16 protein-coding genes are annotated in these 18508 nt (G+C 46.7%); 8 read left to right on the plus strand and 8 right to left on the minus strand.

Annotated elements, in window-relative coordinates:
• Positions 1-44 precede the first annotated feature (44 nt).
• On the minus strand, positions 45-1379 hold the full coding sequence (locus VOA_RS04750) for a sodium-dependent transporter (protein ID WP_000168697.1): 1335 nt from the start codon (positions 1377-1379) through the stop codon (positions 45-47).
• Positions 1380-1715: 336 nt separating this feature from the next.
• On the opposite strand from VOA_RS04750, the gene cls reads away from it, so the two are divergent.
• On the plus strand, positions 1716-3170 hold the full coding sequence (cls, locus tag VOA_RS04745) for a cardiolipin synthase (RefSeq protein ID WP_000362101.1): 1455 nt from the start codon (positions 1716-1718) through the stop codon (positions 3168-3170).
• 79 nt (positions 3171-3249) lie between these two features.
• Positions 3250-4440, plus strand: a complete 1191-nt coding sequence (locus VOA_RS04740; RefSeq protein ID WP_001288993.1) for a cystathionine beta-lyase — start codon at positions 3250-3252, stop codon at positions 4438-4440.
• 86 nt (positions 4441-4526) lie between these two features.
• Here VOA_RS04740 and VOA_RS04735 read toward each other — a convergent pair whose 3' ends face one another.
• The 7 genes from VOA_RS04735 to pspA all read right to left on the minus strand — a co-directional run bounded on the left by VOA_RS04735 (position 4527) and on the right by pspA (position 11843).
• Positions 4527-5108, minus strand: coding sequence for a DNA-3-methyladenine glycosylase I (locus tag VOA_RS04735; RefSeq protein ID WP_032468365.1), 582 nt, complete (start codon positions 5106-5108; stop codon positions 4527-4529).
• Between the two features lie 86 nt (positions 5109-5194).
• Positions 5195-8293 (minus strand): efflux RND transporter permease subunit VexK, encoded by a 3099-nt coding sequence (gene vexK, locus VOA_RS04730; RefSeq protein ID WP_000003256.1) that lies wholly within the window; start codon positions 8291-8293, stop codon positions 5195-5197.
• Positions 8286-9365 (minus strand): efflux RND transporter periplasmic adaptor subunit, encoded by a 1080-nt coding sequence (locus VOA_RS04725; RefSeq protein ID WP_032468366.1) that lies wholly within the window; start codon positions 9363-9365, stop codon positions 8286-8288. The genes vexK and VOA_RS04725 overlap by 8 nt, the downstream gene beginning before the upstream one ends.
• A 1-nt stretch (position 9366) precedes the next feature.
• Complete coding sequence (locus VOA_RS04720) at positions 9367-10398, minus strand: efflux RND transporter periplasmic adaptor subunit (protein ID WP_001044335.1); 1032 nt, start codon at positions 10396-10398, stop codon at positions 9367-9369.
• Between the two features lie 146 nt (positions 10399-10544).
• Positions 10545-10934 (minus strand): envelope stress response membrane protein PspC, encoded by a 390-nt coding sequence (gene pspC, locus VOA_RS04715; RefSeq protein ID WP_000043979.1) that lies wholly within the window; start codon positions 10932-10934, stop codon positions 10545-10547.
• Entirely contained in the window at positions 10931-11161 is a 231-nt protein-coding gene (pspB, locus tag VOA_RS04710; protein WP_000093879.1) for an envelope stress response membrane protein PspB, read from the minus strand. The genes pspC and pspB overlap by 4 nt, the downstream gene beginning before the upstream one ends.
• Before the next feature lie 13 nt (positions 11162-11174).
• Entirely contained in the window at positions 11175-11843 is a 669-nt protein-coding gene (pspA, locus tag VOA_RS04705) for a phage shock protein PspA (protein WP_000511044.1), read from the minus strand.
• Between the two features lie 208 nt (positions 11844-12051).
• On the opposite strand from pspA, the gene pspF reads away from it, so the two are divergent.
• The 6 genes from pspF to VOA_RS04675 all read left to right on the plus strand — a co-directional run bounded on the left by pspF (position 12052) and on the right by VOA_RS04675 (position 18505).
• The gene (gene pspF, locus VOA_RS04700; protein ID WP_001187709.1) at positions 12052-13155 is read left to right on the plus strand and encodes a phage shock protein operon transcriptional activator; all 1104 of its coding nucleotides are present in this window, start codon (positions 12052-12054) and stop codon (positions 13153-13155) included.
• Between the two features lie 153 nt (positions 13156-13308).
• Positions 13309-14892 carry an ABC transporter substrate-binding protein gene (locus tag VOA_RS04695; RefSeq protein WP_000523633.1) on the plus strand — a complete coding sequence of 528 codons (1584 nt, stop codon included), beginning with the start codon at positions 13309-13311 and terminating at the stop codon, positions 14890-14892.
• On the plus strand, positions 14892-15854 hold the full coding sequence (locus VOA_RS04690; RefSeq protein ID WP_000498487.1) for an ABC transporter permease: 963 nt from the start codon (positions 14892-14894) through the stop codon (positions 15852-15854). The genes VOA_RS04695 and VOA_RS04690 overlap by 1 nt, the downstream gene beginning before the upstream one ends.
• Positions 15841-16728, plus strand: a complete 888-nt coding sequence (gene sapC / locus VOA_RS04685; protein ID WP_000947596.1) for a putrescine export ABC transporter permease SapC — start codon at positions 15841-15843, stop codon at positions 16726-16728. Before VOA_RS04690 ends, sapC begins: the two co-directional genes overlap by 14 nt.
• On the plus strand, positions 16728-17723 hold the full coding sequence (locus VOA_RS04680) for a peptide ABC transporter ATP-binding protein (protein WP_001128847.1): 996 nt from the start codon (positions 16728-16730) through the stop codon (positions 17721-17723). Before sapC ends, VOA_RS04680 begins: the two co-directional genes overlap by 1 nt.
• Positions 17720-18505, plus strand: coding sequence for a peptide ABC transporter ATP-binding protein (locus tag VOA_RS04675; protein ID WP_001275025.1), 786 nt, complete (start codon positions 17720-17722; stop codon positions 18503-18505). Before VOA_RS04680 ends, VOA_RS04675 begins: the two co-directional genes overlap by 4 nt.
• Positions 18506-18508: the final 3 nt, after the last annotated feature.

An 18508-nucleotide genomic window follows, 5' to 3' on the forward strand; every position in this document is an offset into this window, starting at 1 on the left:
TTTTCAGCAATATTGATTAATAACTTCTGTAGATAACGCTGCCGTTAAGCAAAAAACACCATCAGCATCAAGACCGGACAAACTAGGCGTACATACCAAGGCCAAATCTTCCAAAACAAGCTGTTCTCCACCTCAGGGCAACCTTGTTTCAGCTCAGAGAGGATCTGATTACGATTCCAAATCCAACCTGCGATTAGAGTAATGAAGAGTGCAATGATCGGCTGTGAATAAACCGTTGTAAATTCTATCACTAGCCCGAATAGGCTAGAAAAATTCAACACAATCACGCCGGAGATCAATGTGACTAAACCGCCAATCCATACTACCGCAGTCGAACGCTTATGCTGCAACTCTTCAACTGCGCAAGCCACTGGCACTTCTAGCATAGAGATTGAAGAAGTCAGCGCAGCAATGATCATCAGTAAAAAGAAGACTACACCAATTACCGCCCCAATAGCCCCCATAGTGTCAAACATCGCTGGTAACACGGTAAATACCAAGGTATCCGAGTTGAGTAACTCACCGGAGGCAGAGAAAATCTCTACACCATTGTGTTTAGCTACAAACATAGCGGGCAGCACCATCAAACCCGCAATGAAAGCTACACTGGTATCAATCAGTGCTACTTGCGCTGCTGTTTTTGGAATGTTCGCTTCTTTATTTAAGTACGAACCATAGGTGGTCATCACACACACACCTAGCGACAATGAGAAGAAGGCTTGCCCCATTGCACTCACAACCACATCCGGCGTGAAGTGACTGAGATCCGGCACCAAGTACATCTTGAGGCCATCCAACGCACCCTCTTGGGTAAAGATGTACACCGTCAGTAAACCAAAAAGAACAAACAACAGTGGCATCAAGCGTGTAGACCATTTCTCGATACCATTAGCAACGCCGTTACGCACCACAAACATAGTCAAAACCATAAAAGCGACCATCAGAATTAAGTTTCGCTCAGTGCTAAACGAGGTTAACCAGTGACTTGCACCGTCTGCCCCAAATAGAGTCAAGCCACTACCAAACAGTGAACCAACTAACCAGCCAGCGACAATCGCATAAAAACTGAGGATGAGCGATACCACAATCATGCCCACTACACCCAGCAAAATCGCGCCCCATTTCCCCTTTGGCCAAACAGAGCGGAATGCGCGAATGGGATTAGATTGACCATAACGACCAATGGTTAATTCTGCTACCAGCATGGGATAGGCCAGTAGAAAAACCATACAGAGATAAACCAGAAGGAAAACCGCACCGCCATTACTCGCGGCTTGCGTTGGGAATCCCCAAACATTTCCAAGCCCGACCGCAGAGCCTGCTGCCGCCATAATAAAACCAAATCGAGAGGTGAACTGACCTCTAGAACTACTTGCCATATTTGTTCCCAGTCTATTGTGTTTGCCTAGTTGTCACACTCAAGTGTAAATATAAAATTACACATTGAGAAATCATCACTAGCTTTATAAGTATGGCAAGTAAATCAGTTCAAGAATAAAATTGGAAGCCCAAACAGTCTAATTTGCCACTCACCGTTAAGTTTTATGGTGATTTTGTTTACTTTTCAAGCAAACCATAACGCCTTACACTTTTATTTACACATTCATAACACATCTATCCTGCCTAACTATTCGATTAATTTGGTCGCTTAGCTTTCTTCTCTTATGCTTTGGATTTACTATCCCCTCTGAATATCAGCTTCTTATTGGATAAGCATGGACAAGGTTTATCATTTCCTGACACTACTGAGTATCGGCATCTATTGGTTATTAGTGGCAGGTGTTACCATTCGGGTCGTTCTTAAAAGACGTGCAGTGAGTGTTTCACTGGCTTGGCTAATGGTGATTTACATCATTCCGTTTTTGGGCGTCCTCTGCTATTTCCTCTTTGGTGAACTGAATCTAGGCCGAAAGAGAGCTGAACGCGCCAAAGAGATGTTTACTCCTTTTGGTCACTGGTTCCGCTCTCTCAATGACTGCCAAGCTCATGTACAAGAAGGCATGGGGGCACATATCTCGCGTATTGATGAACTGTGTAACAACCGAATGGGGATCCCTGCACTTAGCGGTAACACTCTATCGCTTCTTAACTCCCCCAACGAAATTCTGCATGCGGTCATTGAAGATATAGAGCGTGCTGAGTTCCAAATTCGTATGGTGTTTTATATTTGGCATCCTGGTGGTTTAGCTGATGCAGTAGCTTCTGCATTGATTCAAGCCTCTAAACGCGGCGTGAACGTTAAACTGTTACTCGATTCAGCTGGCAGCCCACGTTTCTTCCGTAGCCCTTGGGTGCAAATGATGCGCGATGCAGGTATCGAAGTGGTACAGGCCTTAGAAGTCAGCCCTTGGCGGATCTTCTTGCGCCGTCTTGATTTACGCCAACACCGTAAAATCATCGTCATAGATGATGAAATTGCTTACACCGGCTCCATGAATATGGTTGACCCAGCTTATTTCAAACAAAATGCTGGGGTTGGGCATTGGATTGATATCATGGTGCGCGTAACAGGCCCAACCGTGAACGTACTCTCGGCCATTCATTGCTGGGATTGGGAGTTCGAAACTGGCTCGCGCATGTTACCCAAAACACCAGAATGTCCATTTGATGAGAACCAGCCTCAGCATCCGATCCAAGTTGTCCCATCAGGTCCTGGGATGCCAGAAAATTTAATATCACAGGTGCTGACTTTAGCGATCAACCAAGCTAACCACTCTGTCTGTATTACAACGCCTTATTTCGTGCCAAGCGCCGATTTACTCGCAACGTTAAAAATGACTGCGCAACGTGGGATCAACGTTGATATTGTCATCCCGAAAAAGAACGACTCCCTTATGGTACAGTGGGCTTCGCGAGCCTTTTATGGTGAACTGCTCGAAGCCGGCGTCAACATTCATGAATTTGACGGGGGGTTACTACACACTAAATCTGTTGTGATCGATCAACAGTTTTGTCTCGTTGGCACTGTGAATTTGGATATGCGTAGTTTGTGGCTCAATTTCGAGCTGACGCTGGCTGTGGATGATTTCGAGTTCACCCAACAGATGCATTGGCTACAGCAGCAATACATTACTCAATCACACGCCATCCTATACTCAACATGGGAACAACGCCCATGGTACAACCGATTCCTCGAGCGGGTTTTCTATTTATTTAACCCACTTCTGTAATTTTCTACCCTGCAGGGTTGCAATTCTGCAGGGCTCCATGTTTTAAATAATCCTTTGTAAAGTCAGACAAGGACAGCAGATGTCAGAAGGTAAAAAAACCCGCCTCGTTACTGCGGGACGCAGCAAGAAATGGACTCTCGGCGTAGTCAACCCTCCCGTACAACGGGCTTCCACCGTGGTATTTGAAAGCGTGGCGCAAAAAAACCAAGCCGCAATTAATCGCGCCAACAAGACTCTGTTTTACGGACGTCGCGGCACCACGACTCATTTTGCTTTTCAAGATGCCATGGTTGAGATCGAAGGTGGTGCAGGTTGTGTGCTTTACCCTTGTGGTGCCGCGGCGATCACTAATGCGATTCTCTCCTTTGTTGCTCAAGGCGATCATATTTTAATGGTGGATACTTGTTACGAGCCAACCCGCGACTTTTGCGAAAAAGTACTGAAAAAACTCGGAGTATCAATTGCTTATTACGATCCAATGATTGGTGAAGGCATCCGCAACCTGATCCAACCCAATACCAAAGTTCTGTTTACCGAATCTCCTGGCTCACTCACCATGGAAGTACAGGATATTCCAACCCTATCCCGAATTGCCCACGAGCACGATATTATCGTGATGCTAGACAATACTTGGGCTGCAGGCGTACTGTTTTCTCCCTTTGAACACGGGGTCGATGTTTCGATTCAAGCGGCGACCAAGTACATTGTCGGGCACTCAGATGTCATGCTTGGCACCGCTGTCGCCAATGAAAAATGTTGGGAACAACTGCGTGAACACAGTTATTTAATGGGGCAATATGCATCACCCGATGATGTGTACATGGCGATGCGCGGCCTACGCACCCTTGATGTGCGCTTGCGTCAGCATGAACAAAACAGCTTACGGATTGCTGAATGGTTACAAAATCGTCCAGAAGTGGATCATGTACGCCACCCTGCGCTAGAGACTTGCCCGGGATACGAATATTTCCAACGTGATTTCACTGGTGGTAATGGCCTGTTTTCTTTTGTGTTAAAAACCACACACCCAGCAGCGACCACCGCCTTGCTCGATGGTATGCAACATTTCAGCATGGGATTTTCTTGGGGCGGATTTGAAAGTTTAATTCTGGCACATGAGCCAAAAGCCTTCACATCACTACGCTCTGCAGCTAACCCCAATTTTTCAGGCACTCTGATCCGAGTTCACATCGGGCTAGAAGATGTGGACGATTTGATTGCTGATCTGGAAGCCGGATTTATGCGCTACAACCAAACCCTTCATTCATAGTGATGTTTAGTTCGTGATCAAAATAGGGGCATTGTACCCCTATTGGTTTTTCGTTCTCCGAGTTTTCCAAATCATCTCTTTCTCAATCAGTGGTTGGTGTCAGTTGGGTGGTTTGGGCACTCAACAAGATGGTCATTCACTAAGCCGCAGGCCTGCATAAAAGCATAGCAAATCGTTTCGCCCACAAACTTAAATCCCCGTTTTTTCAAGAATTTGCTCATGGCTTTCGATTCCTCCGTTGAAGCTGGCACATCACTCATGCTCACCCAATGATTGATTTTGGGTTGACCACCTACAAACTGCCACAACGCAGCATCTAGAGATCCGAATTCCTGTTGCAACGCTATCGCTGCACGTGCATTGGAAAATACTGAGACGATTTTGCCTCGATGTTTCACAACATCGAAATGGGCAATAATCGGCTCTACATGGCTTTCATCACATAGTGCGAGTTTCTGTAGGTCATAGCCTAAAAATGCTTGCCGATACCCTTCACGCTTTTTCAATATCGTGATCCAACTCAGTCCCGCTTGCGCCCCTTCCAAGGTAAGAAATTCGAATAATTTTGTGTCGTCATGGACAGCTTTGCCCCACTCTTGGTCGTGATACTCACGCTCTAAGGGGTGGTTCATTGCCCAAGCACAAACACGCTGTTCAACCTTCATCACATCTATCCTTCTCTGTTAAACGGGCAACGTGGCTCTACAGAGCCACGAGTTTTACGATGAATGATTGGCCTCCAACTGAAATACGGCTATTGCGGTACTTTTACATGATGGAATAAGCGATATAGCACTGGTACAACAATTAGAGTCAGAACAGTGGCAAATCCCAAACCAAACATGATGGTGACCGCCATTGGCCGGAAGAAAATATCCGGCAGCAGCGGGATCATGCCGAGTATGGTCGTCACCGCCGCCATACAGACGGGACGAACCCGACTCAAAGATGCATCGACAATGGCCAGATACGGATCTTTCCCTGAGTGCATTTCAATCTCGATTTGATCCAGTAACACAATGCCGTTCTTGAGCAACATACCCGAGAGACTGAGAAATCCCAACAGTGCCATAAAGCCAAACGGTGTATTCAGCGCCAATAAACCAGTCGTGACACCAATCAATGCCAAAGGTACGGTAAGCCAGACAATCAGTGGTTCTTTCACCGAATTAAACAAGAATACGGTGATTAGGAACATGAACAAATAACCCAATGGCATGGTTTTGAACAAGGAAGCCTTAGCATCACCAGAGGATTCATACTCTCCACCCCACTCTAAGAAATAGCCCGATGGTAATGGAATCGCTTCGATCTGCGGTTGCAAACGTTTTTGCAGCGTTGCCGCCGTTTCTTCACCTAACAAATCGGGGTCTGCCATCACCGTCAGCATACGTTTACGATTTTTACGCACAATCAGCGGGTCTTCCCAACGCATTTCGTAGCCAAGAGTGACCTGTTGTAGTGGAATGTATTCGCTCAGCGCTGGGCTCCAAATCTTCATCCCTTCGATGTTACGAATGTCCACTCGTTCCTCTTCAGGCAAGCGTGCCACAATCGGCATCAAGGTTGTTCCATCGCGATAAACACCGATGGTTTTACCCGAAAACGACATTGCCAAAAACTCATCCACATCCGCTTTAGTGATCCCATAACGGCGTGCTTGGCTTTCATTAAATTGTGGCTCCAATACTTTGGTGCGTTCACGCCAATCATGACGAATATTGTAAGCACCTGAATCGGCGTACATTACGTCCATCACTTGCGCCGCGATGCTGCGTAGCACCGTCGGATCTGAGCCGACAATGCGCGCTTCAATTTTTGCACCGCCACCTGGACCTAATTCGATCTGTTTCAGCTTGTAGTTAATCTCAGGGTAACGGGTATCCAAGTGCTCTCGAAAACGGCTCATAAGAGCATTAAGTTGCTGATAGTCAGTCACTCGGGTAGTTATCTCACCATAGGAAGCATAACTTTTTTCTGGGGAATAGGTCAGCATAAAGCGCTGTAAACCTTTGCCAGCTGTTGTTGTGATGGCATCAACCCCCTCTTGAGTCGACAGCCATTGCTCCAGCTCTAACAAGGTCGCATCGGTGGCTCGAATATCCGTCCCCTCAGGCATCCAAACATCCACCATGAACATAGGGGTGGTCGAAGAGGGGAAGAATGCCTGTTTCACTTTGGTAAACCCATACACACTCGCCGCCAACCCAAGAACCAATACGCCCATGGTTAACCAAGCTCGCGTCATACAGAACTCAAGAAATTTTCGGTACACCACAAAGATAAAACCGTTGTAGAGATCACTTTCATCACCATTTGTAGGCGTTTTTTGTCCACGGAAGAATAGATCCGCAAAGAAAGGAGTCAGTGAAATGGCGGTAAACCAACTCAACATCAGTGAAATCAGCAGTACAGTAAATAGTGTGCCGCAATACTCACCCGTTGAGTCTTCGGAAAGGCCAATCGGTGCAAATGCGGTCACAGCAATTACCGTGGCTCCAAGCAGTGGCCACTTGGTTTGGGTGACAATATCTGTTGCCGCTTGCAAGCGCGTTCGCCCTTTCTGAGTGCCAATCAAAATGCCTTCCACCACCACTATCGCATTATCCACTAGCATACCGAGGGCGATAACCAAAGCACCAAGCGAAATACGTTGGAGATCGATTTTAAAATACTGCATGAAAATGAATGTGCCGAGCACTGTCAGAAGCAGGATTAGACCAATCAACAGCCCTGAACGTAATCCCATGAAGAATAGAAGCACGATGATCACAATCGCTACGGCTTGACCTAAACTGACCACAAAGCCACTGACCGATTTATCCACTTCTTTCGGCTGGCTATACACTTCCGAAATATCAATCCCGATAGGTTGTTGATATTTTAGCTCCGCTAAACGACGGTCGAAGCGCTGCCCCACTTCCACTACGTTCACCCCTTGTGCAAAAGAGACTCCAACGTTGAGCGCAAGTTTGCCGTTATAGGTGATCACGTTACTTGGTACTTCAACGTAGCCGCGTTTTACTTCCGCTACATCGCGTAGATAAATAAGCCCCTGTGCACCACCTTCACTTAGGATCAGGTCCCCTAATTGGTTTACATCCACAAACTCACCCGTTGGATGAATGCGAATGTATTCCGAGCCAATTCGAATCGCTCCCGCATCCGACACTATGTTTTGCGTAGAGAGCAGATTAAACACCGTTTGTGGCGAAATACCCAAAGTGCTGATGCGTTTCATAGAGATTTCAATGAACACTTCTTCTTGCTGCTGACCGCTCACCGAAACTTTACTCACACCATCAATGAGCTCTAGTTCACGACGCAGGTAATCCACATAATCAAGCAACTCTTTGTAGCTGTACCCTTCGCCTGTCACGGCCAGCAAAATGCCATACACATCGCCAAAATCATCAATGACTAGCGGCGAATTAACGCCAGGAGGTAAAGCACCTTTCAAATCATTCACTTTGCGCCGGAGTTCATCCCATATCTGAGGCAAATCATCTGGGCCGTATTTATTTTTCATCGTCACCGTGATCTGCGATAAACCCCGGCTCGAAATTGAGTTAACTTCATCCACATAAGTAAGTTGTTGAATGGCTTTCTCTAATGGATAAGTCACTTCCTCTTCAACTTGCTGCGGTGTTGCGCCTGGATAGGCGGTCACCACCATGGCATCTTTGATGGTAAAGGCAGGATCTTCCAAACGTCCTAAATTAAAAAATGCAGCCGTACCACCAATCAAGAAGATCAATGAAACCATCCAACTAATAACACGGTTATTGATGAAATAAGCGGCGACACCTTGGTTTTCACTGTTCTCTTGAGGTGTCTGTTTCTGTTCACTCATGGCCACGCTCCTCAAGGACTTGTACTTTCATTCCATCTCTCAATCTTGAAACACCAGCGATCACTAAACGATCTCCCGCGTTAACTCCTTCACTCACTTGAACATGGCTGCGTGACGCTTTCGTTAACCGAACCTGACGTTTACTGACCGTATTATCACGGTTCAAAACCCAGATGTACTGAGCCGATCTTTTTAAGTCATCGCCATCGGCATTAAAAATCGCTTCAATCGGAACGCTGATGGTGTTAAGTGGATTCAGCCCGATATCTTGTCCTTTGGCACTCACTTCTACCGCCATACCATCCAAAATCAATTCTTGCTCTGGCATCGGCAGCGAAAGCGTCACGGTAAAAGTTCCCGTTGCGGGATCTGGCTCTGTGGTGAACTCTTTCACTTGGGCAGGATACTCTTTTCCGCTCGGCACTCGAACTATGGTCTCAATCTGGGCAAGTTCATGCGAGTTTGGTTGAGTGGCATACAGGCGATCTGGTAATTGGATCAACACTTCAACACTGTCGATATTGTGAATGTTGACGATTTGCTGGCCGACTTGAACACTTTCAAACTGTTCAGCGCTAACGCGCGAGATTATGCCATCCATCGGTGCACGCAGCTGGGTAAAGGAGAGACGCAGTTTCGCTAATTCCAATTCGGCACGGGCGATCTGGCGCTGCGCCGCTATTTCATCGAACTGAGACTTAGCCAATAAGCCTTTTTCCACTAGCGGTTGTGAGCGTCGATACTGGCTATCTACCACGGAAAAGCGCGCTTGTGCATTGTCCACTGCCAAGCGGTAATCGGTCGGTTCTATCTCAGCCAGAATATCGCCCTTTTTAACTCGAGCCCCCTCTTTAACGTTGAATTTGCTGATTTCTCCAGCCACTCGAAAGCTCAAATGTGAACGTTCCGCGGCATTGGCTACGGCTGGAAAATAGAGCCGATCACTGGCTTTACCACCGGGGGCAACCACTTTGACGCGAGGAACCGTATCACGCTCAACTTTCACCGGTTCACTACAACCGCTCATCAGTAGAACCGCTGCCATCCAAGAAACGTGAGTCATTATTTTCATATTACAGCCCTCGCTCCTTGATCCATTCACGCACCTTGATGCCTTCGGTCACACCGCTAACACCGGAGATAATGATGCGATCTCCATCGTTCAATCCAACCAGCACTTGTCGTTTATCATTTAACGCTACCGCCACTTTTTTGACCAAACCGGTCTCATCAACTCGCCAAACAAATTTTTCACCTTGCTCTTCAAATAATGCCGTCGTAGGGATAACCGTAGCACTCCCGCTCGGGGCTTTCACATGAACGCTCCCCGCCATGCCCGGCAGAATCCCGACATCACTGGGTCTCTCCATCACCATAGTGACTTTATAAGAGCTGGTTTTGGGGTCTGCTTCCGTATCAATCTCTTGAAATTGCAACGGATATTGGTGATCTGGAAACGAATCAAACACCATTTGAGCTTCTACCCCATCGCGGGTAAAGCGGTTGAGCAAATGGTCTGGGAGTAAAAATTGTACTTTAAGCAGTTGGTTGGTTTGAATGTTCATGACACCTTGCTTGGCCGCAACGTATTCAAACTTTTCTGCTGGGATGAGAGAAATCGTACCCTCATATGGAGCCACCAGTTGGGTGTAACGTAAATTAGCTTTGGCTTGCTCCAACGTTGCTTTTGCGGAGTTATGATTGGCTTGAGCTTCATCGAAGTCCTGCTCAGAAACCACTTTATCTTGACGCAGCTTCTTATAGCGCTGGAATTGCACATCAGCTAATTGAAAATTGGCATTCGCTTGTTGTTCTAGCAAAGTATATTCATCGGGATTTAGAGCGGCGAGCACATCGCCTTTTTTCACTTCTTGTCCCACAAGAACATCAATAGATTGCAGTTGTCCGGGAACACGAAAAGCAAGCACTGCGCGATCTCCAGCTGCTGTTGTAGCGGGGAATTGGCGAGAAAAGGTGTTGTTACCTACGGAAACTGTCGTGAGTTTAGCGGGCCGCGAATCGGGCTCTGGTACTGGTGGGAGATCTTTGCCGCATCCCACTACTAACGTTGAGAATATGGAAAGAGCAATGAGGGTTTTATTCATACCGATCACCTATGGTTTTACATAGCTCAACCATAGGTGAATCAGTGTGTTAACTCCACTTTTAAAACACGTTTTTAACCAAATTTTAGCGAAAGTGAGAGCGGCATTTCATACCGCTCATTGATAACACAATGATCATTTATTGATCACAATTTTCGAAACTCGCGATTCACTTTGAACGCTTCCGAAGTGACATAAGCTTCAACAGCACGAATACGGCTTTCAACCTGATTGAGATCGCGATCTAGGGTCTGCAATAGCCCTTTTGGGGGTTGCCCTTGCTCCCAAGGTTTACTTTTAAGCGTATGTTCTTGCTGGCTGCGAATGTTTTCACTGTATTGCTTTGGTTGTTTCTCAAGCATAAATGCCATCGCCACATAGGCCACGACCACAAAAAACGTACCACTCAGCAAGCCAGCAGTGACCACTAAGATACGCACTAGCCACACTTCTAAACCAAAGTAATTCGCTAACCCAGCACAGACCCCAGCCAACTTACCGTTGTAGGGATCACGATACAGCTCGCGTTTACTCATACACGGTTTCTCCAATTAGGGGTTTCATCGTCAAGAATTCGCTCCAAGGTTTCAACGCGATCTTGTAAGCGATTCGCCTTTTCTGAAAGAGTTCGAAGCAAATTCAACTCCTCATCAGAGAGACCATCCCCGGTTCGGCGTTTACTCCGGTAGTGGAGGATCAACCACAGCGGTGCAACAAAGATGCAAAAGACGATCAGTGGCACTGCGATAAAAAATGAGGACATAGTCTACTCCCAATTATTGGTCTGATTTCATCTGAGCTTTTAGCTTGTTGAGCTCTTTTTCGATCTCATCTTGTGCTTGCAGCTCAGCGAACTCTTGCTCTAAAGAACGCGCATTACCTGATTGTTCATACAGATCAGCTTCCGCTTCCAACTCATCCACTTTACGGGAAAACTGCTCAAACTTGGCCATTGCTTCTTCGGTGCGGCCAGCATGCAAATGGCGCTGTACATCACGGCGATGGCTCGCAGTTTGGCTACGAATCGCTAACGCCTGCTGCTTAGCACGCGTTTCGGTGATTTTGGTTTCCAGCTTGCTGATCTCACCGGTCAGTTTTTCGATGGTTTCTTCCACCAGAGTTTGCTCTGTGTGTAAGCCTTTCAGCACATGTTGCAATTTCTGTTTTTCTATCAGTGCCGCACGAGCCAAATCTTCACGCTGTTTAGTCAGTGCTAAAGTGGCTTTGTTTTGCCAATCTTCTAACTGATCTTCAATTGACTCCACTTTACGAGCTAGCTCTTTTTTATCTGCCATCGCTTTCGCAGAATTGGTACGCACTTCAACTAAGGTGTCTTCCATCTCTTGGATAATGAGGCGGATCATTTTCTCTGGATCTTCCGCTTTATCCAGTAGAGCGCTGATATTTGAATTTACGATGTCTGCAAAACGAGAAAAAATACCCATGACGTTTCTCCTGTCCGTCAGTGCCAAGCACTGAGATTACCGCTGCAGCCCCATGCTGTGCGTTTGATGCAAAGATAAATCCAAATAGCATGCCAACTTTAAAACACTTAACTTTCAATACATTACAAAAATACTAATTTTTCACCTCTGCGTGCTATGATGGATTTCACTAACTATTGGTCAAATTCACCACTTCAAGGAGCAGAGGATGCAACAGAGTTTACTTGGCGAATCGCCTGCGTTTTTAGCTGTCTTAGATAAAGTCTCGCGTTTAGCCCCTATCGATCGCCCCGTCTTAGTGATTGGTGAGCGAGGAACGGGGAAAGAGCTGATCGCGCAACGCCTGCATTACTTATCAAAGCGCTGGGAACAACCACTGGTTTCACTCAACTGCTCCACGCTCAGCGAAGGTTTGATCGATTCAGAGCTGTTTGGCCATGAATCCGGCTCGTTTACCGGTGCCAAAGGTCGCCACCAAGGCCGATTCGAACGTGCCGAAGGGGGCACGCTCTTTTTGGATGAATTAGCCACGGCGCCGCTTTCGGTGCAGGAAAAATTGTTGCGAGTGATTGAATACGGGCAGTACGAGCGTGTGGGCGGTAGCCAAGTGCTGACTGCCAATGTGCGGTTAGTGTGTGCCACCAACGCCGATTTACCACAAATGGCTAAGCAAGGACAATTTCGGGCTGATTTACTGGATCGATTGGCCTTTGATGTGATTCACTTGCCACCTTTGCGTAAACGTCCTGAAGATATAGTGCTGCTCGCCGAACATTTTGCAATTCGCATGTGCCGAGAGTTACAACTACCTCTGTTTGTCGGTTTTAGCCGCAAAGCGTTAAGCCAGCTTGAAGAATACCCTTGGCCTGGCAATGTACGTGAATTAAAAAATGTGGTGGAACGTGCCGTTTATCAGCAGGGTTTGGATAACCAACCGATTGAACAACTGGTTTTCAATCCATTCAACCCATCCAACCCATCCAACCCATCCAACCCATCCAACCCATCCAACCCATCCAACCCATCCAACCCATCCAACCCATCCAACCCATCCAACCATGGTGACGTTGTCACTGAAATATCCGAAATAGAAGCCAACCATACCGTTGAACCCCGCTTTCACTTACCTCTCGATTATAAGATTTGGCAGCAGCAACTCGATATCGAACTCCTTCGAGCGGCGCTAAGCCAAGCCAAATTTAACCAAAAGCAAGCCGCACAGCTATTAGGACTGAGCTATCATCAATTTCGGGGGATGATGAGAAAATACCCTCAAATGAATAATGACAACGCTTCACACTCCGAAGAGTGATCTGCTGCAAATGCGGCTTTTCACTTGGTTTCGTTGAGAAAACAATGGTAAATTAGCGGGATTTTGAGGCTTGGCAGCACCGCTGACTGCGCCTCGTGACTGACTCAGATCACTATGAAAGCATTGATACGATTTACGCTAGGGCTGTGCAGCATGGGTTTGCTGGCAGGCTGTGGAGAAAACATCGACCACAGCAAGATTCGCAGTAGCGGTTTTGTCTATTGTGGTGAAAGCGCGCCGACTACCTTTAATCCCCAGCTGGTGGATAACGATATTACTTCAGGTGCACTCGGCCCTCAGCTTTATGACACCCTACTCACGATTGACCCAGAAACACATCTACCTATTGCCAGTTTGGCTAGCGATTGGAAAGTGAATGACGCAGGTACCGAGTACGTGTTTAGCTTACGCCCAAATGTCGCGTTTCAGACCACGGCTTGGTTTAGCCCAACTCGTTCACTGAATGCCGATGATGTGGTGTTCAGCTTTCGCCGGATCATTGACCCTACTCATCCGTACCATAAAATTGGGCAAGCCCAATATCCTTGGTTCAAAGGTATCGATTTCCAAAATCTATTGGTCGATGTCATTGCTGTTGACGATTTGACGGTTAAATTCACCCTAAGCCGCCCCGATAACAGCTTCTTGTCCAATATTGCCACCACTCATGCAGTGATTCTTTCACAAGAGTACGCTTATCAATTGATGATTGATGACGAAAAGGAAAAGTTGGACAGCTTACCTGTGGGGAGTGGCCCTTTTTATCTTGCCGAATACCACCCGCGCGATTTGATTCGCTTAAAACGTCATCCCCTCTATTGGAATGGTGTCGCCAAAGTTGAACAGGTGGTGTTTGATATTTCACAACGTGGCACGGGCATGCTTGCCAAGCTGCTTCGTAATGAGTGTGACGTGCTCAATTCTCCGATATCAAGCCAGCTTCCTGCGATTGAAAAAAACCAAGAGATTGTGCTAACGACAACTCCTGCGATGAATGTGGCATTTATTGCGGTCAATACTCAGCATCCCGCACTTAATGATACTCGCGTGCGTAAGGCACTCAATTTTGCGATTAACCGACAGAATATTTTAGATTCTGTGTATTACGGTACCGGAAATATTGCTTTTACGATTTTGCCGCCCATGTCTTGGGCCTACCAGCAAGATACCGTACAGATTCGCTATGATCGCAACTATGCGCAAGCTCTGCTGCGTGAAGCAGGTTATGAGCATGGGCTACAACTGACGATGTCAGTCCCTGTCGATCCTAAAGCCTACAACCCAAGCCCACGTAAAACAGCAGAGTTGATCCAAGCTAACTTAGCGGATATTGGCGTCATCGTTCGCTTGATCAGTGAGGATAGAACCACGCGCCAAGAATTGACTGAGCGCAACAATATTGATCTGTTCTTAAGTGGTTGGACAGGTGATACCGGTGATCCCGATAACTTTTTAAGACCGCTACTGTCTTGTGACTCCAATCGCGCAGGGCTCAACGTCTCTATGTGGTGCGACAGCGACTTTGATTTCCTACTCGATTTAGCCTTAGAAGTGAATAAACCGCGTTATCGCTTAAACCTATACCGCCAAGCACAGAACATTCTTAATCAAGAGTTTCCCGTTATTCCGTTGGCGCATGGTATACAGTTCACGGCGTACAATAAGTCGCTTACCGGCTTTCGTTTGAGTCCTTTTAATGTTCAGCCATTTAATACCGTTGAGAGGGTGGCCGAGTAATGTTTGTTTATACGGTACGTAAATTTAACTTATTTATCATAACGTTGTTGATTTTGACCTTGGTAGGCTACAGCTTAGCCAGATTTGACCCTCATTCGCCTTGGAGCTTACTCAGTTTCTGGCAAGGTTGGTCAACCTATTTGGTTCAATTGATGGAGCTCAACTTCGGCCTCAATAAAAATGGGGTTCCGATCATTAATGAACTCGCTGTTGTTTTCCCAGCCACAATCGAACTCTGTGCTATCGCCTTTTTGATGTCACTGCTCATCGGCATTCCTATTGGAACCATCGCGGGCATGCGCCAAGGTAAATGGCTAGATACCATCATCTCTTTCATTTCTATGTCAGGTTACTCAGCACCAATTTTCTGGTTAGCGCTGATGATGATCATGGTATTTTCATTGCACTTCCCTGTATTTCCCGTTGCTGGGCGCTACGACTTGCTTTACCAGATCGAACATGTGACCGGTTTCGCCTTGATTGATGCGTTTTTGTCACAATCCCAATACCGTAGTCAGGCGCTACAAAGTGTGATTGAGCATTTGACGCTTCCCTGCCTCGTTCTCGCCTTGGCCCCAACCACTCAAGTGATTGGTCAAATGCGTGCTTCGGTCGCAGATGTAATGAATCAAAACTATATCCGCGCCGCTAAAATTAAAGGTTTAACCAATTACGAAATCATCACACAGCATGTGCTGCGTAATGCGATTCCGCCAATGATTCCTAAATTTGGTGTACAGCTTTCCAGTATGATCACTTTGGCCATCATTACCGAATCCATTTTCAACTGGCCCGGCATTGGTCGCTGGCTGCTTGATGCGTTGGCAAACCGTGATTTCATGTCAATTCAAGCCGGTGTTATTGTCGTCGGGATCTTAGTTTTAACCGCTAATATTCTCTCTGATTTAATTGGTGCCGTGGCAAACCCCTTGGTAAGGAAAGAGTGGTATGTTAAGCGATAGTATTTATCAAGAAGAGCACATTCCTACCCAGTTTGAGCGTTTCTGGCGCAGTTTTCGTGCCAATAATCTCGCCATGTTTGGCTTATGGTGCTTATTATTGATTGCTGTGATCACCATGCTTTCACCTTGGATCGCGCCTTATGATCCGCAGATGCATTCAAGCGTGTTACTGCTTCCACCCTCTTGGGATCCGCAAGGTACTGTTGATTATTTCCTCGGCACTGACGACCTAGGACGCGACATTTTATCTCGCCTGATTGATGGTTCTATGCTCAGTATTGGTGCTGCGATACTTATTACATTCATCGCTACGATGGTCGGCGGTACTATTGGTGCGTTGGCAGGAATGACCAGAGGTTTAATCTCCAGTACCCTCAATCATTTACTTGATACAGTCATGTCTATCCCTTCCCTGCTACTGGCGATTATTTTTGTAGCCTTCTTAGGTGCTGGTGAATTCAACGTGCTGCTTGCGATAGGTCTGGCACTGATCCCTCGCTTCATTCGCTCTGTGTATGTCGCGGTACATAATGAAGTGGAAAAAGATTATGTGATGGCAGCGCGTTTGGATGGCGCAAATGAATTCTACTTGCTCTGGCACTCGATTTTCCCAAATGTACTGCCCGTGATCGTGGCCGAAATCACCATGGCACTCTCAATCGCTATACTGGATATTACCGCATTAGGTTTCTTAGGGCTTGGCGCTCAATCGCCCAGTACCGAATGGGGAGCCATGCTCGGTGACTCTGTTGAGTTGATTTACATTGCACCTTGGACGGTAACACTGCCCGGCTTAGCCATTATGTTTACCGTGGTGGTGATTAACTTGGTTGGCGATGGGGCTCGCCAAGCACTTAATGCAGGAGTCGAATAATGCCGCTACTTGATATTCGTCACCTAACGATTGAAATTGAAACACCGCAAGGCTTAGTTAAGGCCGTGGATCGTATGAGCCTCACCATGAACGAAGGTGAAATTCGTGGTCTTGTGGGAGAATCAGGCTCAGGTAAGAGCTTAGTGGCCAAGGCCATTGTCGGTATTTGTAAGGAAAACTGGCGAGTCAGTGCAGATCGCATGCGCCTTGGTAATATTGATTTGCTTCAGCTTACCCCGCGGGAGCGTAGACGGGTCATTGCACGCGATATCGCCATGATTTTCCAAGAGCCTTCAACTTGTCTTGATCCCTCTGAGGAAGTTGGACGACAACTGATTGAGTCGATCCCATTTAGGACTTTTGAAGGCCGTTGGTGGGAGCGTTTTACTTGGCGCAAAAAACAGGCGATCGCTCTGCTGCACAAAGTCGGTATCAAAGATCACAAGGACATCATGTCCAGTTATCCTTATGAACTCACCGATGGTGAGTGCCAGAAAGTGATGATTGCTATGGCAATTGCTGCCAAACCAAAACTGTTGATTGCCGATGAGCCGACCAACGATGTTGACCCAATCACGCAATCGCAGATTTTACGTCTCCTTAGCCGAATGAATCAGGTTAACAATACATCAATCTTGCTTATTGGACATGACTTAACCACCATTACTCAGTGGGCGGATCGGATAACGGTGATGTATTGTGGCCAATCCGTTGAATCGGCTGATACCGCAAAAATTGTTACCGAACCTAAGCACCCGTATACGGCAGCGCTTTTGAAAGCGATGCCAGATTTCAGTGACTGGATCCCACATAAACAGAAACTGCAATCACTCCCCGGTTCGATTCCGCCATTGCAACACTTGCCAATTGGGTGTCGTTTGGGGCCACGTTGCCCTTATGCACAACGTCAATGTGTAGAAATGCCTCACTCTCGTTGGGTTAAAAACCATAAGTTTTCCTGCCACTTCCCTTTGAATATGGAGTCGCAACCATGAGTGCGCTGTTAGAAGTCACCGATCTGCATAAAGACTTTGTCACTCGCTCTGGCTTTTTGCGTAAACAGATCCAACATGCGGTAAAACCAGTCAGTTTCACACTTGAGGCGGGACAAACCATTGGTTTTATAGGACAAAATGGTTCCGGAAAATCGACCCTAGCTCGAATGTTAGCGGGCATGATTGCCCCTACAGGCGGAGAAATTCGCGTGAATGGCGAGCTTTTAGAACATAAAGATTATGCGACACGCTGTAAGCTGATCCGGATGATATTTCAAGACCCTAATACCTCGCTCAATCCACGTCTGCAAATTGGTACGATCTTAGAAGGGCCTCTGAAACGAAATACCAGCATGACCCCAGAAGCCCGTATGCGCCGTGTGAAAGATACCTTGCAACGTGTGGGTTTACTGCCTGAACATGCCTATTTCTACCCTCAGATGTTGGCGACTGGGCAAAAACAGCGTATCTGCCTTGCCCGAGCGTTAATTCTGCAACCGTCGATCATCATTGCTGATGAGGCGTTGAATGGTTTGGATATGGCAATGCGTTCACAAATCCTCAATCTCTTTTTGGAGTTACAAGAAGAGATGGGCGTCTCTTTTGTTTATGTGTCACAGCATATCGGAGTGATCAAACACATCACCGATAAGATTGTCGTTATGCATGAAGGCAGTGTGGTGGAAGCCGGTGATACACATAAAGTATTGGCCGACCCACAGCACCCTATCACTCAGCGTATGATTGAAAGCCATTTCACTAAGGCTCCGACCTTTAAGTAGTTA

The sequence above is a fragment of the Vibrio sp. RC586 genome (genome assembly GCF_000176715.1).
In the GTDB taxonomy this organism is placed as follows: Bacteria; Pseudomonadota; Gammaproteobacteria; order Enterobacterales; family Vibrionaceae; genus Vibrio.

Excerpts from the sequence above, each read along its gene's own strand:
- pspC (WP_000043979.1), bottom strand. The coding sequence starts at position 10,934 with ATGAGTAAACGCGAGCTGTATCGTGATCCCTACAACGGTAAGTTGGCT.
- cls (WP_000362101.1), top strand. The coding sequence starts at position 1,716 with ATGGACAAGGTTTATCATTTCCTGACACTACTGAGTATCGGCATCTAT.
- VOA_RS04680 (WP_001128847.1), top strand. The coding sequence starts at position 16,728 with ATGCCGCTACTTGATATTCGTCACCTAACGATTGAAATTGAAACACCG.
- VOA_RS04690 (WP_000498487.1), top strand. The coding sequence starts at position 14,892 with ATGTTTGTTTATACGGTACGTAAATTTAACTTATTTATCATAACGTTG.
- VOA_RS04695 (WP_000523633.1), top strand. The coding sequence starts at position 13,309 with ATGGGTTTGCTGGCAGGCTGTGGAGAAAACATCGACCACAGCAAGATT.
- VOA_RS04720 (WP_001044335.1), bottom strand. The coding sequence starts at position 10,398 with ATGAATAAAACCCTCATTGCTCTTTCCATATTCTCAACGTTAGTAGTG.
- VOA_RS04740 (WP_001288993.1), top strand. The coding sequence starts at position 3,250 with ATGTCAGAAGGTAAAAAAACCCGCCTCGTTACTGCGGGACGCAGCAAG.
- pspB (WP_000093879.1), bottom strand. The coding sequence starts at position 11,161 with ATGTCCTCATTTTTTATCGCAGTGCCACTGATCGTCTTTTGCATCTTT.
- pspA (WP_000511044.1), bottom strand. The coding sequence starts at position 11,843 with ATGGGTATTTTTTCTCGTTTTGCAGACATCGTAAATTCAAATATCAGC.
- pspF (WP_001187709.1), top strand. The coding sequence starts at position 12,052 with ATGCAACAGAGTTTACTTGGCGAATCGCCTGCGTTTTTAGCTGTCTTA.
- VOA_RS04725 (WP_032468366.1), bottom strand. The coding sequence starts at position 9,365 with ATGAAAATAATGACTCACGTTTCTTGGATGGCAGCGGTTCTACTGATG.
- sapC (WP_000947596.1), top strand. The coding sequence starts at position 15,841 with ATGTTAAGCGATAGTATTTATCAAGAAGAGCACATTCCTACCCAGTTT.
- vexK (WP_000003256.1), bottom strand. The coding sequence starts at position 8,293 with ATGAGTGAACAGAAACAGACACCTCAAGAGAACAGTGAAAACCAAGGT.
- VOA_RS04750 (WP_000168697.1), bottom strand. The coding sequence starts at position 1,379 with ATGGCAAGTAGTTCTAGAGGTCAGTTCACCTCTCGATTTGGTTTTATT.
- VOA_RS04675 (WP_001275025.1), top strand. The coding sequence starts at position 17,720 with ATGAGTGCGCTGTTAGAAGTCACCGATCTGCATAAAGACTTTGTCACT.